Origin of the sequence: Kocuria sp. HSID17590 (genome assembly GCF_003989485.1) — a bacterium.
GTDB classification, from domain to species: Bacteria; Actinomycetota; Actinomycetes; order Actinomycetales; family Micrococcaceae; genus Kocuria; species Kocuria salsicia.
The window spans coordinates 199,808-218,634 of sequence record NZ_RBMB01000001.1 but is presented as its reverse complement, the minus strand read 5'-3'; the positions used below and the strand labels follow the sequence as shown (position 1 = coordinate 218,634).

The 18,827-nt window shown below is 71.0% G+C and carries 15 protein-coding genes and 1 pseudogene; 7 read left to right on the top strand and 9 right to left on the bottom strand.

Annotated features, from left to right (window positions below):
* A pseudogene (locus D8M39_RS12600) lies at positions 1-1,255 on the top strand (hypothetical protein); the annotation flags it as partial.
* Between the two features lie 249 nt (positions 1,256-1,504).
* Here the strand turns inward: D8M39_RS12600 and D8M39_RS00930 are convergent.
* Positions 1,505-3,067, bottom strand: a complete 1,563-nt coding sequence (locus D8M39_RS00930) for an AbgT family transporter (protein ID WP_094393237.1) — start codon at positions 3,065-3,067, stop codon at positions 1,505-1,507.
* A gap of 305 nt (positions 3,068-3,372) precedes the next feature.
* Here D8M39_RS00930 and D8M39_RS00925 point away from each other — a divergent pair, with 305 nt between their 5' ends.
* The 5 genes from D8M39_RS00925 to D8M39_RS00905 are packed head-to-tail and all read left to right on the top strand — an operon-like array spanning position 3,373 to position 9,275.
* Complete coding sequence (locus D8M39_RS00925) at positions 3,373-4,071, top strand: NUDIX domain-containing protein (RefSeq protein WP_055083301.1); 699 nt, start codon at positions 3,373-3,375, stop codon at positions 4,069-4,071.
* Entirely contained in the window at positions 4,068-5,399 is a 1,332-nt protein-coding gene (nadA, locus tag D8M39_RS00920) for a quinolinate synthase NadA (protein ID WP_094393238.1), read from the top strand. Before D8M39_RS00925 ends, nadA begins: the two co-directional genes overlap by 4 nt.
* A complete protein-coding gene (nadB, locus tag D8M39_RS00915) occupies positions 5,392-7,194 on the top strand; it encodes an L-aspartate oxidase (protein WP_238693893.1) in 1,803 nt (600 codons plus the stop codon). Before nadA ends, nadB begins: the two co-directional genes overlap by 8 nt.
* The gene (nadC, locus tag D8M39_RS00910; RefSeq protein WP_094393239.1) at positions 7,172-8,071 is read left to right on the top strand and encodes a carboxylating nicotinate-nucleotide diphosphorylase; all 900 of its coding nucleotides are present in this window, start codon (positions 7,172-7,174) and stop codon (positions 8,069-8,071) included. Before nadB ends, nadC begins: the two co-directional genes overlap by 23 nt.
* Positions 8,072-8,105: 34 nt before the next feature.
* Positions 8,106-9,275: a cysteine desulfurase family protein gene (locus D8M39_RS00905; RefSeq protein ID WP_126874195.1), complete on the top strand. Its 1,170-nt coding sequence runs from the start codon at positions 8,106-8,108 to the stop codon at positions 9,273-9,275.
* Between the two features lie 43 nt (positions 9,276-9,318).
* On the opposite strand, the gene D8M39_RS00900 is transcribed toward D8M39_RS00905, so the two are convergent.
* Both D8M39_RS00900 and D8M39_RS00895 read right to left on the bottom strand, forming a co-directional pair.
* Positions 9,319-10,296 carry a D-glycerate dehydrogenase gene (locus tag D8M39_RS00900; RefSeq protein ID WP_094393240.1) on the bottom strand — a complete coding sequence of 326 codons (978 nt, stop codon included), beginning with the start codon at positions 10,294-10,296 and terminating at the stop codon, positions 9,319-9,321.
* 210 nt (positions 10,297-10,506) lie between these two features.
* Entirely contained in the window at positions 10,507-11,127 is a 621-nt protein-coding gene (locus tag D8M39_RS00895; protein ID WP_094393241.1) for a superoxide dismutase, read from the bottom strand.
* 118 nt (positions 11,128-11,245) lie between these two features.
* Here D8M39_RS00895 and D8M39_RS00890 point away from each other — a divergent pair, with 118 nt between their 5' ends.
* Positions 11,246-11,800: a GNAT family N-acetyltransferase gene (locus D8M39_RS00890; RefSeq protein WP_238693892.1), complete on the top strand. Its 555-nt coding sequence runs from the start codon at positions 11,246-11,248 to the stop codon at positions 11,798-11,800.
* 18 nt (positions 11,801-11,818) lie between these two features.
* On the opposite strand, the gene D8M39_RS00885 is transcribed toward D8M39_RS00890, so the two are convergent.
* The 6 genes from D8M39_RS00885 to D8M39_RS00860 all read right to left on the bottom strand — a co-directional run bounded on the left by D8M39_RS00885 (position 11,819) and on the right by D8M39_RS00860 (position 18,823).
* Entirely contained in the window at positions 11,819-12,430 is a 612-nt protein-coding gene (locus tag D8M39_RS00885) for a hypothetical protein (protein WP_055083285.1), read from the bottom strand.
* 429 nt (positions 12,431-12,859) lie between these two features.
* Positions 12,860-14,824 carry an alpha-amylase family protein gene (locus D8M39_RS00880; protein WP_126874194.1) on the bottom strand — a complete coding sequence of 655 codons (1,965 nt, stop codon included), beginning with the start codon at positions 14,822-14,824 and terminating at the stop codon, positions 12,860-12,862.
* Between the two features lie 399 nt (positions 14,825-15,223).
* Positions 15,224-16,186, bottom strand: coding sequence for an ABC transporter substrate-binding protein (locus tag D8M39_RS00875; RefSeq protein WP_126874193.1), 963 nt, complete (start codon positions 16,184-16,186; stop codon positions 15,224-15,226).
* Positions 16,183-16,860, bottom strand: a complete 678-nt coding sequence (locus D8M39_RS00870) for an ABC transporter permease (protein ID WP_055083279.1) — start codon at positions 16,858-16,860, stop codon at positions 16,183-16,185. The genes D8M39_RS00875 and D8M39_RS00870 overlap by 4 nt, the downstream gene beginning before the upstream one ends.
* Entirely contained in the window at positions 16,857-17,615 is a 759-nt protein-coding gene (locus D8M39_RS00865; RefSeq protein WP_055083277.1) for an ABC transporter permease, read from the bottom strand. The genes D8M39_RS00870 and D8M39_RS00865 overlap by 4 nt, the downstream gene beginning before the upstream one ends.
* Positions 17,612-18,823: an ABC transporter ATP-binding protein gene (locus D8M39_RS00860; RefSeq protein WP_055083275.1), complete on the bottom strand. Its 1,212-nt coding sequence runs from the start codon at positions 18,821-18,823 to the stop codon at positions 17,612-17,614. Before D8M39_RS00860 ends, D8M39_RS00865 begins: the two co-directional genes overlap by 4 nt.
* Positions 18,824-18,827: the final 4 nt, after the last annotated feature.

Below are 18,827 nucleotides of genomic sequence, written 5' to 3'. Positions count from 1 at the left end.
CGCCGGGCACAGCGCTGCCACCGCGCCGGGGACGACGACGTCCGCGACCACCGCGGCGACGTCGTCCCCCGCGGCCTACCCCGCCGAGGACACGGTGACCGCTCAGCGCGGTGACACCGCCGGCCTCGCGCCCGGTGAGCAGACCCGCGTGCTGCCCAGCTACGACGACGCCCGCCCGGCCGCCGCCGCGCAGCCCGAGCGCACGCCGATGGACCCCGCGAAGAAGAAGCGGATCCGGCTCATCGCGATCATCGTGGGCGCCGTCGTCCTGCTGGCCGTGGCCGCGGTGATCGTGTTCTCGGTGCTCAGCCGCACCGTCTTCGGCCCGGACAACCAGGCCGAGGAGCTGCTGCAGTCCGTGCAGGACGGCAAGGCCACCGCCGTGGCGAAGGCCGCAGACCCGAACGTGGCCACCGGCGAGCGCGCCCTGCTCACGGACGAGATCTACGGCGCCGCCGAAAACCGGGTGTCCTCGTACGAGATCAAGGACACGCAGATCGACGGCGACCACGCCACGGTCAACGCCACCGTGGCCCAGGACGGCGTGACCACCCCGGTCTCGCTGCCCATGGTCAGCGACTCGCGCAACGGGCTGTTCAAGTCCTGGCGCGTCGACGAGACCGCGGCCGGCTCCTCGCTCTACCAGACGTTCAGCGTGGAGGTTCCCGCGGGAGTGGACGAGCTGACCGTGAACGACCAGAAGGTCACGGTGGAGAAGCAGAACGACTCCCACACCCAGGAGTTCACCGTGCTCCCGGGCGACTACGCCGTGGGCGTGTCCTCCGCGAGCAAGTACGTGACCTACGGCGGCAACCAGGTGGCGCAGATCCGCGCCGGGGCGGAGTCGATGGACTCGGGCATGTCCTTCAGCCAGTCCTTCACCCCGGCACTGGAGCAGGACCTCACCAAGCAGCTCAACGCCAAACTCGACACCTGCGCCAAGTCCGGCGAGTTCGAGCCGGACGGCTGCCCCTTCGGGTACTCGATCTTCGGGGACAAGAAGGACTACCGGAACCCGGTGTGGAGCATCGAGAGCTACCCCACCTACACGGTGTCCCGCTCCCCGTTCAGCAACGGTGAGATCTCGTTCTCCACGAGCAAGTCCGGGGAGGCGCGTCTCGACTACCAGCACAACGAGGAGTACGACGACGACGAGCCCGCCGACTGGTCCGACGAGGACACCACCACGAGCATCTCCACCTCCGGCACCGTGACGGTGTCCGGGGACAAGATCACCGTGGACTCCAACGACTGACCCGCTCCCCCGGTGTCGGGCCCGGTGACGGAATCCGGTACCGGGGAACAGCGAGAACGCCTCTCCCCGCTCAGTGACCTGGTCACCGGGCGGGGAGGGGCGTTCGTCGTTTCCGGTGGGGGCTCGCCGTCCTTGACCGGGCATCCCAGAGCAGCGCGCCCCGCGAGGGGCGGCGTGCCGGGCGAAGGCGACCTGCCGCGCGACGGCGGCAGCGCGGCGGCGTCGTCCCCGGCAAACCCCGCCGGGCGCTCAGAGGTCCTGCGGACCCAGGGGCAGGCCCAGCAGGTACCAGGCGACGAAGAGCAGGAACCAGCCCACGAGCATCGCGATGGACAGCGGGAGCACCAGCGAGATCAGCGTGCCCACGCCGGCGTTCTTCTGGTAGCGCCGCAGGTAGCCCAGCACCAGGGCGAAGTAAGGGCTGACGGGGCTGATCACGTTGGTGGGCGAGTCGCCGATACGGAACAGCGCCTGCGTCATCTCCGGTGAGACGTTGAGCAGCATGAGCATGGGCACCATCACCGGCGCGAGCAGCGTCCACTGGGCGGAGCCGGAGGTGATGAGCAGGTTCATCACTGCCACGATCAGCACGATCCCCGTGAAAGTCAGCACCGGCGGCAGCCCCAGGGAGCCGATGAAGTCCGCGCCGTAGACGGCCAGCACGGGCCCGATCCCAGACCACTGGAAGTACGCGGTGAACTGGGCGGCGGCGAAGAACAGGACGAGCACCGGGGTCACGCTGGTGAGGCCCTCGGCCATGGCCTCGGGCACCTGGCGGGCGCGGGTCATGGTCCCGGCGGCGCGGCCGTAGACCCAGCCGACGACGGCGAACATCACCGCGATCACGATGCCCACGTTGATCAGCAGCGGGGACATCAGCACGGTGCCGTCCTCCGCGCGCAGCGGGGAGCCGGGGATGAGCAGGGCCAGGAGGTAGACCACCATCATCAGTGCAAAGGCGATCCCGGCGTTGCGCAGACCGCGCTTCTCGCGGGGCTTCAGGCGCATGTCCTCGAAGTCGCCCATGTTCTGCTGCCTGGTGTCGGTGTCCTCCTCGATGGCCTCGCCGCGCTTGGCCAGCACCGTCTCGGTGACCACGGTGATGATCGCCGCGAGCACCAGGGAGGAGACGAACGTGAAGAAGTAGTTGGACACCGGGGTGACGATCACGCTCTTGTCGATCAGCCCGGCCGCCGCCGTGGTGATGCCGCCGAGCAGCGCGTCCGACGCCGTGGGCAGCAGGGACGCGTTGAACCCGGCCGCCACTGAGCAGAACGCCACGATGAGCCCCACCACCGGCGAGCGCCCGGCGGCCTTGAACGCGAGCGCGCCCAGGGGGATGAGCACCACGTACATGGCGTCCGAGGCGATGGAGCCGGTGATGCCGGTCAGCGCCAGCACGAAGGTGAGCCACTTTGGCCCCACCCGCGCCACGGAGCCGCGCAGCGCCGCCGAGAGCATCCCGGACTGCTCGGCCACGGCCACGCCGAGCAGGATCACGACCACCAGACCGAGCGGCGGGAACTCCACGAAGTTGGTCACGGCCTCGGCCACGATCTTGCGCAGCCCGTCCGGGGCCAGCAGGTTCGTGACCGCCACGGCCTCCCCCGTGGCCGGGTTGACGGCGCTGAGGCCCACTGCGGAGAGGATCCAGCTGAGCAGGATCACGATCCCGGCGAGCATCAGGAACAGCCAGAACGGGTCGGGGAGCTTGTTGCCCACCCACTCGATCCAGTTCAGGACCCGGAGCAGCGCGCCGGTTCCCCTCTTCTCGGTGCCGTGCGGGCGGGCGCTGGGCGCGTTCGAGGACATGGCATGTTCCGTTCTGACGGCGATGCTGACGGCGGAGCAGGGTTCAGCCCAAGGTACGCAACCCCGGGGCCCGCGGTGGTCAGGACACGGGTGGGCCGCGAATGTGGCGCGCGGTCCGGGGGCACGACGTCGTGCCGCGGGACCGCGCGTTCGGCCCGGCCCGCGAGGGGCCGGGTTCCCAACAGGTCACGCCGACGGACGCGTGGTCGTGCGCCACCACTTAGTGTCACTTTGACATTTACATGTTAGAGTCACCGTGACACTTACCGGGGGTCCCCCGGACTTCTCGGCGATGGGCGGCTGCCATGAGCACTGCGTGCACGAGCATCGCCGTGTCCACGGTGATCTTCACGGTGCGCCCCACCGGCCCGGACGGCCGCCACGAGCTGTGGCTGCCGCTGGTGCGCCGCGTCCGCGAGCCCTACCGCCAGATGTGGGCGCTGCCGGGCGGCCCGTTGGGCGAGGACCAGGACCTCGAGACGGCGGCCGCGAGCTACCTGCACCTGACCACGGGCCTCACCGCCGCGCACCTCGAGCAGCTCGCCACGTTCGGGGGCCTCACCCGTTCCGAGGGTGCCGACGAGCGCGTGGTCACCGTGGTCTACTGGGCCGCCCTGCCCACTCACGACGCCGCCTCCGGGGACGGGGACCTCAACGTCACCTGGCTGCGGGCCACCGATCTCCCGCCGCTGGCCTTTGACCACTCGTTGATCGTCTCCCACGCCCTGGAGCGCCTGCGGGACCGGATCGCGGACCCCACCGTCGCCCGCTCGTTCCTGCCCGCCGCGTTCACCATCGCCCAGCTCAGGGAGGTCCACGAGGCCATCCTCGGTCACGAGGTGGACCCCCCGAACTTCCGCCGCCACGTGCTGCGCTCGGGGCGCCTGGAGGACACCGGCAAACGCGTGGCCGGCACCCCGCACCGCCCGCCGGCCCTGTACCGCTTCACCACCGCAGATGCTCCCGAGTTCTTCCGATCCCGCTCCACCGAGGAGACACCATGACCTCCGTCGCCACCCGTCTGACCCTGCTGGCCTCCCGACCGGACGCCACGACGTCGTCACCCCAGGGCGCCTCGTGCAGCTCGGCGCTGGCCGAGCAGCCGTGGGACTTTCCCGCCCCGCTCGCGCAGGGCTACGGTCCCGGTGCGTCCCAGGAGGACGCCGTGCCGGCCGGCTCCCCCGCGCAGCCCACCATCCCGCAGCGCTACCGGGACGCCACCCCGGAGCAGCTGGACGCCATGATCCGCGCCGCGAAGCAGAGCCTCGGCGAGCGCACGGTGGTGATGGGCCACTTCTACCAGCGGGACGAGATCGTGGCGCACGCGGACTTCATCGGGGACTCGTTCCAGCTCGCGCAACAGGCGAAGGCGCACCCGGAAGCGGAGGCGATCGTGTTCTGCGGCGTGCACTTCATGGCGGAGACCGCGGACATCCTCTCCACCGCCGAGCAGGCCGTGATCCTGCCCAACCCCGCCGCGGGCTGCTCCATGGCGGACATGGCGGACGAGGACTCGGTGGAGGAGTGCTGGGCGGACCTCGTGGACACGCTCGGTCCCCACGCCACGGCCGAGGACGGCACCGTGCTCACGGACGAGCACGGCGAGCCCCTCGCCTCCGTCATCCCCGTGACCTACATGAACTCCTCGGCGGCGCTGAAGGCGTTCTGCGGGCGCAACGGCGGGATCGTGTGCACCTCCTCGAACGCCGCCACCGTCCTGAAGTGGGCGTTCGCGCGCGGGCAGCGCGTCCTCTTCTTCCCGGACCAGCACCTGGGGCGCAACACCGCCAAGGCCATGGGCGTGCCGCTCGCGCAGATGCCCCTGTGGAACCCGCGGAAGCCCCTGGGCGGCAATTCCGCCGAGCAGCTGCGGGACGCCCGCGTGATCCTGTGGCACGGCTTCTGCTCCGTGCACCGCCGCTTCACCGTGGCGCAGATCGAGCAGGCGCGTGCCGAGCACCCGGGCTGCACCGTCGTCGTGCACCCGGAGTGCCCCATGGAGGTAGTGGACGCCGCGGACTCCGCAGGCTCCACGGACCACATCCGCAAGGCCGTGGCGGCGGCGGAACCCGGGCAGACCTTCGCGATCGGCACCGAGATCAACATGGTCAACCGGCTGGCCGCCGAGCACCCCGAGCACACCATCTTCTGCCTGGACCCGGTGATCTGCCCGTGCTCCACGATGTACCGGATCCACCCGGGCTACCTCGCGTGGGTCCTGGAGGAGCTGGTCGAGGGGCGCGTGGTGAACCAGGTGAGCGTGCAGTCCGACGTGGCCGAGGACGCCTCCGTGGCCCTCGAGCGGATGCTCGCCGCGGTGCCGTGTGCGTGACGCGCCGCTGCCCACCACCGGGCACGACGACGCCGCACCGCGCGTGGTCGTCGTGGGTTCCGGTGCCGCGGGGCTCACCGCCGCGCTGCGGGCGGCGGCGGAGGGCGCCCGGGTCACCGTGGTGACCAAGTCCGCGCTCGCGGACACCGCCACGGACCGCGCCCAGGGCGGGATCGCCGCGATGACGCGGGACCTGCCCGGGGGTCAGTCGCAGGACACCCCGGAGCTGCACGTCCACGACACCCTCGCCGCGGGAGCGGGGCGCTGCGACGCAGAGGTGGTGCGCGGCGTCGTCGCGGACTCCCCCGAAGCCATCACCGCGCTCACCGATGCAGGGGTCCGCTTCGACCGGGTGGCCGGGCCCACCTCTGACTGGGTGCAGGGCCTGGAGGGCGCCCACAGCGTTCCCCGCATCCTGCACGCGGGAGGGGACGCCACCGGGCACGCCATCCAGGCGGCGCTGACCGCGCGGGCGACGGAAGCTGCGTCTCGCGGAGACATCACCCTATTGGAATACACCGTGGTCACAGAACTGCGGCTGAGCGACGGCCAGATCACCGGCCTGACCGTGCAGCCCGTCGACGCGGACGGACTCCTCGGGGAACCCCGCGACCTGCCCGCCAACCACGTGGTGCTCGCCACCGGGGGCGTGGGCCAGCTGTACCCGTTCACCACGAACCCCGCGGTGGCCGCCGGGGACGGCATCGCCCTCGCGCTGCGCGCCGGAGCGGAGGTGCGGGGGATGGAGTTCGTGCAGTTCCACCCCACCGCGCTGGCCACCCCGGGGTCCTTCCTGATCTCCGAGGCCGTGCGGGGCGAGGGTGCCGTGCTGCGCAACCACTGTGGTGAGCGGTTCATGCTCCGCGTGGACCCCCGCGGCGAGCTCGCACCCCGTGACGTCGTGGCCCGCGCCATCGCCGCCGAGCGCTCCGCCGAACCCGGGGCCGGGGTCTTTCTCGACTGCACGGGGATCCCCGTGCCGGACGGCGAGGACAGGGTCGGTTTCCTTGCCCGGCGCTTCCCCACCATCGACGCCGCGCTGCGGGAGCACGGGATCGAGTGGTCCCGGGAGCTCGTGCCCGTGAGCCCCGCGGCCCACTACCTCATGGGCGGTGTGCTGACAGATGCCTCCGGGCGCACGAACGTCCCGGGGCTGTGGGCGGCCGGCGAGTGCGCCGCCACCGGGCTGCACGGAGCCAACCGGCTGGCCTCCAACTCCCTGCTGGAGGCGGTGGTGTTTGGTGAACGCGCCGGACGTCTCGTCGCCCAGGGCTCCTCCGCCCGTTCGTGGCCGGTCGAGAACACCATGCGTTCGCCGCTGCATGACACCGAACCCACGCATGTCTCCCAGGGAATGGACGGGTCTCCCGACATTCCGTTCAGCCGCGCCGCCCTGCAGGCCACCATGTGGCGCGGGGCCGGAGTGGTCCGCGCCGAGGCCGAGCTGGCTGCGTCCCAGCGGCTGCTGGAGGAGTGGCTCGCGGCGTCGTCGTCAACGGTGGCAACGGGAGCGGCAGACGCAAGGGCAGATTCAGAGGCAGGGGCGAAGGATCCCGGCGCCGCCCCCCGACCGCACGGCAGCCGCCCGGCCACCCTGGCCGAGTACGAGGACCACAACCTGCTCACCGTGGGCCGAGAGGTGGTCCGTGCCGCGCGGCTGCGCACGGAGTCCTGCGGCGCGCACCACCGGGCGGACGCCGCGGAAACGCACGCAGGAACACCTCACGCCGCACACGCATCGGCACTCGAAGACCACCAGGAAAGGACAGCACATGCTGCACCGCTCAGCCGTTGAGGCCGTGATCCGCGCCGGACTCGCGGAGGACGCCCCGTGGGGTGACCTCACCTCGGACCTCGCCCTTCCCGCGGACGCGCACGCCACCGCCACGGTGACCTCCCGCGAGAGCGGCGTGTTCGCCGGGGAGGAGGTGATCCGCACGGGCTTCGCGGTTGCGGATCCCGCGCTCACCGTCCAGCTGCACGTGGCGGACGGGGACGTCCTCGAACCCGGGACTGTGGTGGCCACGGTCTCCGGACCCGTCCGGCCCCTGCTGAGCGCCGAGCGCACCGTGCTGAACCTGGTGCAGCGCATGTCCGGGATCGCAACGACCACCGCGCGCTACGTCGCGGAGGTGGAGAAGACGGTCGCCGAGGTCGAACGGGCCAACAAGCTCCCCACCGGGACGATCACGCGAACCCGCGTGTGCGACACCCGCAAGACCACCCCGGGGCTGCGCGCGCTCGAGAAGCACGCCGTGACCTGCGGCGGCGGCCACAACCACCGCTTCGGGCTCTCGGACGCCGTGATGCTCAAGGACAACCACCTGGCGGTCCTCACGGCCGGCGGGGCCTCGCTGCCCCACGCCCTGCGGGAGCTGCGCCGGAAGATGCCCCACACGGCATGCATGGAGGTGGAGGTCGACCGTCTGGACCAGATCGAGGACGTTCTCGCCGGGGGCGCGGACGTGGTCATGCTGGACAACTTCTCCCGCGCGGACCTCGTCAGCGGTGTGGCGATGATCGACGGCCGGGCCGCCGTGGAGGCCTCCGGCGGCATCACCCTGGAGACCATCGGGGACGTGGCGGCCACCGGCGTGGACGTCATCTCGGTGGGCGCCCTGACCCACTCGGTCCGCGCGCTGGACCTGGGCCTGGACATCGCCGTCGACTGACCCGGCACGGCCGCCCCATCGTGAAAGGCATCCCATGATCTACCTGGACCACGCGGCCACCGCCGCTCCCCGGCGGGAGGTCATCGAGGCCATGTGGCCGTGGCTGACCTCCGAGTTCGGCAACGCGTCCAGCCACCACGAACGGGGCCGCCGCGCGGCCGCGGCCCTGGAGGATGCCCGCGAGCGGGTGGCCGCCGTGCTGCACGCCCACCCCGGGGAGATCGTCTTCACGTCCGGAGGCACGGAGGCGGACAACCTCGCGGTCAAGGGGATCGCCCTGGCCCGCCGGGAGAGACGCACGACGCGGACCCGCGTGGTCACGAGCGCCGTCGAGCACCACGCCGTCCTGGACTCCGCTGCAGACCTCGCCCGCTACGACCGCTTCACCGCGCAGCAGGTCCCGGTGGACGCGGACGGCACGGTCACACCGGACGCCTTCCACGCGGTCCTCAGCGAGGACGACGACGTGGCCGTGACCTCCGTGATGCTCGCCAACAACGAGGTCGGAACGGTGCAGGACGTCGCCGCCCTGGCGGAGATCGCCGCGGAGCACGACGTCCCCCTCCACACGGACGCGGTTCAGGCCGCGGGGACGCTGCCCCTGGACGTGCGGGCCCTCGGGGTGAGCGCGCTGTCGCTCGCCGGTCACAAGATCGGGACACCACCCGGCATTGGACTGCTGTGGCTCCGACGCGGCACGCCGCTGCGCCCGCTGCTCAGCGGTGGCGGACACGAGCGCGGCCGCCGCTCGGGAACCTCGACCGTGGCCGGTGCGGTGGGTCTCGCCGTGGCCCTGGAACGCGCGGAGGCGGAGCGCGAGGACTACGGGCGCCGCGCCGTCGCCCTCCAGGACCGGCTGATCCGAGGCGTCCTGAGCGCCGTACCGGGCGCCCTGCTCACCGGTCCGGACCCCCTGGCCGGCGGCTCACGCCTGGCCACGAACGCAAGCTTCTGCTTCCCCGGGGTCAACGGGGAGACGGTGCTCGTGGACCTGGAGAACCGGGGTGTGCTGGTCTCGTCCGGCTCCGCGTGCTCGGCGGGCTCCACGGAGCCGTCCCACGTGCTCACGGCCCTCGGCCTCTCCCCGGAGATCGCGGGCACGGCGGTGCGCTTCAGCCTGGGCAGGGACACGACCGAGCAGGACGTGGACACTGCCGTGGCCGCGACCGCCGACGTCGTCGGAGCGCTGCTGCGCGGCACCTGACCGGCAGGGTGCGACGCCGTCGCCACCCTCCTGGGCAGAGCCCCTACGCCTCCACCGGGTACGGCGGCTTCTCTCCCCGGGCCATGGCGACGGCGTTCTCCGCGGCCATCCGCGCCATTCCGGCGCGCGTGCCGACCTCCGCCGAGCCCACGTGCGGGAGCAGGAACGCGTTGGGCAGCTCGAGCAGCTCGGGCTCCACGGCGGGCTCGTTCTCGAAGACGTCCAGGCCGGCGGCGAAGATCTCGCCCTCGCGCAGGGCGTGGGCCAGGGCCTTCTCGTCCACCACGGGCCCGCGGGCGGTGTTCACGAGCACCGCCGTGGACTTCATGCGGCGCAGCACGTCCGCATCGACCAGATGGGTGGTGTCCTCGGTGAGCGGCACGTGCAGGGACAGGAAGTCGCTCGTCTCCACGAGCTCGTCCCACGGCACCTGGGTCACCCTGCCCGCCAGGTCCCCGAGCTCGTCCTGGGAGACCTCGCGGTCGCGCGGCGGGCGCTGAGTGAAAACCACGCGCATCCCGAAGCCGAGGGCCCTGTGTGCCACGGCCTTGCCGATCCGCCCCATCCCGGCGATCCCGAGGGTGGCTCCCGTGACGTCCTGGCCCACGAGCAGGTCCGGGTGAAGACCCGTGAACCGCCCTTCCCGCAGGTACTCGGACGCCTCGTGCGCCCGCCGACCGGCGCCCAGGAGCAGCAGCATGGCCACGTTCGCGGTGGCGTCGTTGAGCACGTCCGGGGTGTTGCCCACCGCAATCCCGTGCTCGGCGGCGGCGGGCACGTCCACGTTGTTGTAGCCCACCGCGTAGTTGGCGATCCCCTTGATCCGGGCCTCGGCGAGCAGCTGGGCGTCGAAGCGGTCGGAGACCTGCGCCAGCACGACGTCGTAGTCCCCGCTCGTGACCGCGGCCGCCAGTTCCTCCGCACTCATGCCCTGCCGCACGTCCACCTCACCCGCCTCGCGCAGAATGCTCGGACCGGGCTCGGGGATCTCCTGGGTCACCAGAAAACGGGGCGTGCTCATGGACAACTCCTCGGGGTGTGGGGCACGGACGACGCCGCCCGGCGCCTGGGGATGCCCGGCAGGCGAGCGCCCGCAACGGGGCGGCGGGGCACGCAGGCGGCAGAGCGGTGTCGTCGTGGCGAGAGACGTGAAGCACGAAACCCCGCGCGGCGCAGGCCGAGCGGGGTTTCGTGGGTCGTGCGCGCTACGGAGCAGCGCATCACGGGTGGATCAGATGAGGGACTTGGCCCCGGCGCGAGCCTTCTCGAAGCGCTCGGCGACGTCCGCCCAGTTCACGATGTTCCAGAACGCCTTGACGTAGTCCGCCTTCACGTTCTGGTAGTCGAGGTAGAAGGCGTGCTCCCACATGTCCAGCTGCAGCAGCGGGATGGTGGCCACGGGGACACCGTTCTGCTGGTCGTACATCTGCTCGATCACGAGGTTCCCCTCGATCGGCTCGTACGCCAGGATGGCCCAGCCCGAGCCCTGGATGGTGGTGGCAACGGCCGTGAACTGGTCACGGAAGTTGTCGAACGAGCCGAAGTACTCGTCGATCGCCGCGGCGAGCTCGCCGGTGGGCTTGTCGCCGCCGTCCGGGGACATGTTCTTCCAGAAGATGGAGTGGTTGATGTGGCCACCCAGGTTGAACTGGAGGTCCTTGGAGAGCTTCGCGGCACCGGCGGCGTCACCGTTGGCGCGAGCCTCCTCCATCTTCTCGAGCGCGGTGTTCGCACCGGTCACGTACGTGTTGTGGTGCTTGTCGTGGTGCAGCTGCATGATCTGCGCCGAGATGTACGGCTCGAGCGCTGCGTAGTCGTACGGAAGATCGGGGAGAGTGAACTTTTCAGCCACGGTGAATCATCCTTTCTGGGGATTCCTGATGCTTCAACTGTCCGTCCGGCCCCGGAGAGGGGTCAAGGACGTTCAGCCACCAGCGTACGTCCATGACGCAGCGCCCTACGCTGGGGTCATGAACCGCGCTCAGAGCACCTCCGCCGCCCCCGTCCCCTCCGTGGCCGACGTCGTTCCGGCCACCCCCGCGCACGCCGCGGGCATCGTGGCGCTGCGCGACGAGTTGGCACGGTGGATGCAGGCCCGCGGCATCGACCAGTGGCGTGAGGGCGAGTTCACCCCGGCGCAGGTCGAACGGGAGATCGCCGCCGGCGAGTGGTGGGTCGTGGAGCCCGAGGACCGCCCCGGCGAGGTGCTGGGCAGCGTGCGCGTGATCTGGGAGGACCCGGAGATCTGGGGCGAGCAGCCCGAACCCGCCGGGTACATCCACGGCGTGGCGGTGGACCGCAGCCTCACCGGCACCGGCACGGGCACACGCCTGCTGCATGCGGCTGAGACCGTGATCGCGGCGTCGGGCCGGCGCATCTCGCGCCTGGACTGCGACGACAACAACCCCGCGCTCAAGCGCTTCTACTCCGGCCTCGGGTACACCCCGCGCGGCACCGCCACGTTCCACGTGCCCGGCCCGGACTTCTGGGTCACGGTCCAGCGCATGGAACGCCCGCTGCCCTGAGCCTCTCGGCTCGTGTCCTCAGACGCTCTGCGCCCGACGACGCCCGCTCGGCTTCCTGTGCGCCGCGCGGCCACGCCCCACGCACCCGCCCTGCGCCGCCGGCGGCGTGGCCGCAGCACCGCCGGCCCTTCCGAGGAGGGCGGGCGTGGGTGTCTGCGCATGCGAGAGCAGGTCCTTCCGCATCCGCTCCAGACCACGGGTCACGGCGCGCCTGGCCAGCATCTGGGACCACGGCGACTTCCACCACAGGGAACCCCGCAGCCGGAAGTCACCCTCGAAGATCACGTGGACACCGCCGTCGGCCTCTGTCCACGTGATCTCCACGGTGGCGTCGGTCGGACCCTTGGTGGTGCGCAGCATGAGCGACTCCCCGGGTACGCGGTCCGCCACGATCATGATGAACTCGTAGCGCAGCGGCCCGACGGCCGCGGTGAACTCCAGTGCCGCCCCCACGTTCAGGGGCTCGTCGATGCTCGTTGGCCACTCGTAGTGGACATCGAACCACCTGCCCAGTGCGGCCGGCCGGCTGAGTGCCTCGTCCACGACGTCGCCCTCCACGGGGACGTCCTGCTCGGCCAGCATGGTGAATCCGTGCGCGTCCTTCTCCAGGCGCGTGATGTGTGCAGACATGTTTCCCCCCTTGGTGCGTGCCTCTCCCCACGCCGCTCGTCCCACCGAGCAGCGACACACGCTTGTGACAGTGCGCCTGGATGACCAGGCACTTCCAGTCTGATGCAAACTTGTGGACACGTCACCCTCTGCGGGGTCATATGACGCGTGCACAGGGGTGGATAAAAGTTGTCCACAGGGGTGGAAAAAGCTGTGGGTTTTTCGAACAGGTTTTCGACGTCCTGAGCCACCCTGCCGCATCCCAGGGATGCACCCCGCTCTCACCAGGGGAGATACCAGATAAACGTATGGACAGCGGATCGAATCCCACTCGTGTGACTTATCCACGCTGTGGACAAATCATGTGGATAACCGGCGTTGTCCACCCATCTGCGGAGACCTACCCCCTTTTGGGGGGACAGGGGTGGAGGGGCGTTTCCGGACCGGTTCCTAGACCGCGGGGAGCACTCGCAGCCACCGGAAGCCATGGGCCTCCAGGAGGATCCCGGCGCGCAGGTCCACCCGTTCGTCGTCGCCCAGGGACGTGGCCGTGGGCAGGAACCCGCTCAGCGTCTCGCCCGTGACGAACTGGGACCAGTCGCTCACGTTGGCCAGGCACAGCACCACGCTGTGCCCACCGGGGCGCTGGTAGCCCAGCACGTGGTCGTTGTGCGTGTCGAACGGGATCAGGGTGGTGCCGTCGAACTCCGGGGTGCTGCGACGGACCGTGATCATCCCCCGGATCCCGCCGAAGATCCGCCCCTGGACGGAGAAGAGGTCGTGACGGCGCTCGTAGTCCGCCTCCGAGTACAGGGGTCGGTGCACCCACCGGGCATCGTGCGCATTGTCCGGGTTCTCCTGCCAGTGGGCGTCGTTGAGCTGGCCCACCTCGTCCCCCAGGTAGATCAGCGGCAGGCCACCCGTGCTCATGGCCAGGGAGTAGGCCAGCAAAATCCGGTCCACCGCTGGGCCAGGCTCGGTCTCCAGGCCCAGCAGGGACGCCGTGGTCCCGCAGATGCGGCAGTCGCCGGTGCGGGGGTTGTCCTGGAAGGCGACGCCGTGGGCGAAGCTGCCCGGGTGGCGGCCGGTGTAGAAGGCGTTGAGGAAGCGGCGGTGGTCGTGGCCGGCGATCCCCAGCCGCGCGGCGTCCTCGTCCGAGAAGGTCCAGCCGATGTCGTCGTGGCTGCGCACGTAGTTCACCCAGGCGGTGCCCTCCGGAGTGGCGTGGCGCTCCGCGAGCGCTGCTGAGAGCATCCGCACGTCCCGCGTGGCCAGGGCATCCCAGGTGAGCGCCATCTGCAGCGGGTTGTAGGACAGGGCGCACTGGTCCGGCTGGATGTAGCGGATGACCTCGTCCGGGTGCACGATGGCCTCGGACTTGAACTCCACCGCGGGCGCGGCCAGTGCCATGACGACGTTGAACGCGCGCAGCAGGTCGTGCACCTGGGGCTGCGACTCGCAGGAGGTGCCCAGCTGCTTCCAGATGAAGGCGACGGCATCCAGGCGCAGCACCTGGGCGCCGTGGTTGGCCAGGAAGAGCATCTCCGCGGCCATCGCGTGGAAGACGTGGGGGTTGGAGTAGTTCAGGTCCCACTGGAAACGGTGGAACGTGGTCCACACCCAGCGGGGATCCGGGTGCAGCGGGCTCAGCGTGCGACCCACCTCGGTACTGTCCACACGGGTGAACACCCCCGGGTGGTCGTCCGGGAAGATCTCGCGCGCGGTGAGCTCGAACTCGTCCGGCATGGTGCGGTCCGGGTAGATCCAGTAGAAGCGCTCGTAGAACGGGTCCCCCGCGGCGGCAGCCCGGGCCCATGCGTGCTCGTTGGACGTGTGGTTGAAGACGAAGTCCAGCACCAGCGCGATCCCCTGCGCCCGCAGCAGGGCGGCGAACTCTGCGAGCTCCGCCATGGTCCCCAGTGCGGGGTCCACGTGCCGGTAGGAGGAGACCGCGTACCCGCCGTCCGAGTTGCCTTCCGGGGCCTCGTAGAGGGGCATCAGGTGCAGGTAGGTGAGCCCGAGCTCCCTGAAGTACGGGATCCGCTCCCGCAGCCCGGCAAGGTCCCCGCCGAAGCGGTCCACGTAGCAGACCCCGCCCACGGCGTCCCGGGAGGTGAACCACGGCTGGGCGTCCTCGCGGCGCCGGTCGAGATCCTTGAGGTCCCGAGGGCGGGCCACGAACGCCTCCCACGCGGTCAGCACTGCCTGGGCCACGGTGTCCCAGAACCCCGGCCCCGAGCCGTAGACGGCGTAGAGGGAGGTGACCAGGCGGTGCACGTGGGTGGTGAGGCGGCCCGTGAACACGGCGCGGTCCTCGGGGTCCACCCGGGTGTCCCGCAGAAGGTGCTCCCTGACGAACTGGAGCACCTGCTCCTGACCGTCGAGGCCCTGGGGGATCGAGTGCTCATGCTGCATGTGGAGGCCTCCTCGGTTGGCACGCATCACGACCGTGGGGAGTCATGGTGCCCGGGATCCCCCTTGATGCCGGGCTCTGTCCGACCGCCACCGCGCGGCGGCGGACGATCCCGTCAAGCATAGACACGCGCAGTGCGGTGACCTGGAGGTGACCGCCAGATGACCCGGGCGGCACCGGGCGTTAACCCCACAGGTTGTGCACAGAGTTATCCACAGGTGTGGAAACCACGGCGTGTCCCCGGTGCCCCCACCGGGGGAAACACCGGTGTCACCGCAGGTCAGAGGCCGGTGGGGAAAATCCTCACCGTATGTGGACAACCCTGTGCAGAACTCCTCCCACCAGGTCCGCGCCGTCCACGTACCCGGTGGTACGTGAACGGCGCGAGAAGGGAGGACGGGTCAGGAGGCCTTGTCGTACCCGTGGTCGCCCAGCCACTGCTTGGCGGCGTCCGCGGGGTTCTGCTGCTCGTCCCCGCTGACCTTGCGGTTGAGGTCGATGAGGTCCTCCGTGGTCAGCTTGGACGAGAACTCGTTGAGCGCGTCCACCGCCTTCTGCGGCAGCCGGTCCGGGGCGGTGAGCGGTAGCACCTGCTGGGCAATGAAGTTGTCCTTGGGGTCCTCCAGCACCACGAGCTTCTGGTCCTTGATGGCCGGGGTGGTGGTGAAGATGTCCGCCACCTGGGCGTCGCCCTTGGTCAGTGCCTGGACGGTGAGCGGCCCGCCGCCGTCGTTGATGGGCTGGAAGGACTTGAAGGAGCAGTCGTACTTCTTCTTGAGCCCGCTCGTGCCGTAGGCGCGCTCCTGGAACTCCGGGGGCCCCGCCATGACCAGCTCCCCGCACACCGAGGAGAGGTCCTCGATGCTCTTCAGGCCGTACTTGTCCGCGGTGGCCTGCGTGATCACGAGGGCGTCCTTGTCCTCGGCCTTCGAGGCGTCCAGCACGGAGAGCTTCTGGTCCTCGAGCGCTGCCGGCAGCGCCTTCACGATGTCCTCGGCGGAGGCGGCCGTGGCGTTCTTGTCCGCGAAGAGCAGCAGGTTGCCGGAGTAGTCCGGGACAACGTCCACGGAGCCGTCCTTGACCGCTCCCACGTAGGCCTCGCGGGCCCCGATGCCCGGCTTGGTCTCCACGGAGACCCCGGCGTCCCGCAGCACGCCGGCGTAGAGCTCCGCCACGATCTGAGACTCCGGGAAGTCGGCCGAACCCACGGTGACGGTGTCGGAGGAGCCGCTCGCGGCGTCGTCGCCCCCGCCCAGGGGGTCCGAGCCGCCGCACGCGGTGAGGGCGAGCAGTGCCGTGGAGGCCACGGCGACCCATGCTGCGGGGCGCCAGGTTGCGTGGCGGGTGGAGGTGGGGGTGGTCATGGTCGATCTCCTGCCGTTGCGAGACCCGGTGACGTCACCAGGCGTTGTACGAGGGCGAGCACTGCGTCCGCGGCCAGTGCGAGCACGGCCACGAGCACCACGGACCCGAGCATGCGCGCGTAGTCGCGCACCGCGAGCCCGTCGATCAGGTAGCGGCCGAGGCCGCCCAGGTTGATGTACGCCACGATGGTCACCGTGGCCAGCACCTGCAGCGCGGCGTTGCGGATCCCGCCCAGGATCACGGGCAGCGCCACGGGAATCTCGACGCGCGTGAGGACCTGGCGCTCCGTCATCCCCATGGACCGGGCCGCGTCCACGAGCGCTGGCGAGACCGCCGCGATCCCCGAGTACGTCCCCGAGAGGATGGGCGGCACGGCCAGCAGCACCAGCGCGAGGATCGGCGGCAGCAGCCCCAGACCCATGAGCAGCGTGAACAGGGTCAGCAGGCCCAGCGTGGGCAGGGCGCGCAGGGCACCGGCCACACCCACGACCACGCCGCCCCCGCGGCGGGTGTGCCCCACCCACAGACCCAGCGGCACGGCCACGGCCAGCGCGATCACCATGGTCAGCGCGCTGTAGCCCACGTGCTCGAGCAGGCGCTGGGGGATGCCGGAGGGCCCGCTCCAGTTGGCGGGGTCCGTGAGGAACTGTGCGGCGTCGGCAACGAGACTCATGCGCGGGCACCCCCAGACTCCACGGCGGCCAGGGCTCCGGTCGCGTCACGCGCGCCGCCCGCGGTGCGGCCGCGGCCGTGGGTGTCACGACGACGCCGCCCGCCGGCCTCCCGCGCGCCCGTCCCCGGGCGCTGCCAGCGGGTGAGCACCTGTCCCAGCAGCCGCAGCAGCTGGTCCAGCACCACGGCGATCAGCACGGTGGCCACGATGCCCACGAGGATCTCCGCGACGATCGAGCGGCGCAGCCCGTCCGTGAACAGGGTGCCCAGCGACTGGATGCCGATCACCGCGCCCACCGAGACCATGGAGATGTTCGAGACGGTGGCCACCCGCAGGCCGGCGACCATCACGGGCACCGCCAGGGGCAGCTCCACCCCGAAGAAGCGCCGCGCGGGCCGGTACCCCATGGCCGTGGCGGCCTGCAGGACGTCCCGGTCCAGGGACTCGAAGGCGTCCACGCACGAGCGCACGAGGATGGCCACCACGTACAGGGTCAGTGCCACGATCACGTTGACCACCGAGGTCATCCTGGTCCCCAGGACCAGGGGAAGCACCACGAAAAGGGTCAGCGAGGGGATCGTGTACAGCAGCGAGGAGCCCGTGACGAGCAGCGGGCGCAGCCAGCGGCTGCCCGCCGCCAGCCGGGCCAGGGGCACGCTGACCAGCAGCCCCAGCACCACGGGGAGCACGGACTGCACGAGGTGCGCCCCGGCGAGGTCCAGGACGGTGTGCCAGTTGTTCGTCAGCCAGTTCACGGGTGCTCCGGGCGGTCGTAGCGCGCGGAGCGCTGCTCCTCGATGGCGCGCATGACGTCCCCGCCGGGCACCACTCCGGCCACGGAGCCGTCTCCGTGCACGGCCACGGCCTGCCCCGAGGGGGAGGAGAGGGCGGCGTCGAGCGCGGTGCGCAGCGAGTCGCCGTCGTGCCACAGGGTGCCGCCCACGCGCAGCTGGTCGCTGGGAGCGGGCTCCCCCGAGGCAGAGACGGGCAGCCAGCCCAGGGGGTGGCGGCGGTCGTCCACCACCAGCAGCCAGTCCGGGTCCCCGGCGGCGGACTGCCACGGGGCCGGGCGGCCGGGTGCCGCGCCGTCGTCGCCCGTGCCGCCGTCGCTCGTGGCGCCGTCCCGCATGCCCGGCCCCAGCAGGATGCGCTCCCCCGTGCCGGAGACGATCGCCGCCACGGGCTGCAGGGCCACGGTGGCGCTGTCGAATCCCAGGGAGCGGAAGCCGCGGTCACGGCCGATGAAGTCCGCCACGAAGTCGTCCGCCGGGGCGCGCAGCAGCTCCTCCGGGGTCGCGTACTGGGCCAGTCGGCCGCCGCGCGCGAAGACCGCCACGCGGTTGCCCAGCAGCACCGCCTCGTCGATGTCGTGGGTCACGAAGACGATGGTGCGGTGCAGCCGCTTCTGCAGGTCCAGCAGCTCCCGTTGCAGGTCCTGGCGCACCACGGGGTCCACGGCGGAGAACGGCTCGTCCATCAGCAGGATCGGGGGGTCCGCGGCGAGCGCCCGGGCCACGCCCACGCGCTGCTGCTGACCACCGGAGAGCTGGGCGGGGTAGCGGGTGGCCAGGGACTCGTCCAGGCCCACGGAGGCGAGCAGCTGGCGGGCGTCCGCGCGAGCGGTGCGCTTGGAGACACCGTTCAGGCGCGGCACGGTGGCGATGTTGTCCTCGACCGTCCTGTGCGGCAGCAGACCGGACTGCTGCATCACGTAGCCCATGGAGCGCCGCAGCTTGGCGGCGGGGATGCTCGAGACGTCCTGCCCGTTGATCTCCACCGTGCCGGACGTGGGTTCCACCATGCGGTTGAGCATGCGCAGGGAGGTGGTCTTGCCGCAGCCGGAAGGGCCCACGAAGACCGTGAGGGAGCCCGCCGGGATGTCCAGGTCCAGGTGGTCCACGGCCGTGGTGCCGTCCGGGTAGACCTTGCTGACTCCGCGGTACAGGATGGCCATGTCGGTCATGCGT

Bases quoted from the DNA above. Each gene is read 5' to 3' on its own strand.
- D8M39_RS00930 (WP_094393237.1), bottom strand. From the start codon at position 3,067: ATGTCCTCGAACGCGCCCAGCGCCCGCCCGCACGGCACCGAGAAGAGG.
- D8M39_RS00925 (WP_055083301.1), top strand. From the start codon at position 3,373: ATGAGCACTGCGTGCACGAGCATCGCCGTGTCCACGGTGATCTTCACG.
- nadA (WP_094393238.1), top strand. From the start codon at position 4,068: ATGACCTCCGTCGCCACCCGTCTGACCCTGCTGGCCTCCCGACCGGAC.
- nadC (WP_094393239.1), top strand. From the start codon at position 7,172: ATGCTGCACCGCTCAGCCGTTGAGGCCGTGATCCGCGCCGGACTCGCG.
- D8M39_RS00905 (WP_126874195.1), top strand. From the start codon at position 8,106: ATGATCTACCTGGACCACGCGGCCACCGCCGCTCCCCGGCGGGAGGTC.
- D8M39_RS00900 (WP_094393240.1), bottom strand. From the start codon at position 10,296: ATGAGCACGCCCCGTTTTCTGGTGACCCAGGAGATCCCCGAGCCCGGT.
- D8M39_RS00890 (WP_238693892.1), top strand. From the start codon at position 11,246: ATGAACCGCGCTCAGAGCACCTCCGCCGCCCCCGTCCCCTCCGTGGCC.
- D8M39_RS00885 (WP_055083285.1), bottom strand. From the start codon at position 12,430: ATGTCTGCACACATCACGCGCCTGGAGAAGGACGCGCACGGATTCACC.
- D8M39_RS00880 (WP_126874194.1), bottom strand. From the start codon at position 14,824: ATGCAGCATGAGCACTCGATCCCCCAGGGCCTCGACGGTCAGGAGCAG.
- D8M39_RS00875 (WP_126874193.1), bottom strand. From the start codon at position 16,186: ATGACCACCCCCACCTCCACCCGCCACGCAACCTGGCGCCCCGCAGCA.
- D8M39_RS00870 (WP_055083279.1), bottom strand. From the start codon at position 16,860: ATGAGTCTCGTTGCCGACGCCGCACAGTTCCTCACGGACCCCGCCAAC.
- D8M39_RS00860 (WP_055083275.1), bottom strand. From the start codon at position 18,823: ATGACCGACATGGCCATCCTGTACCGCGGAGTCAGCAAGGTCTACCCG.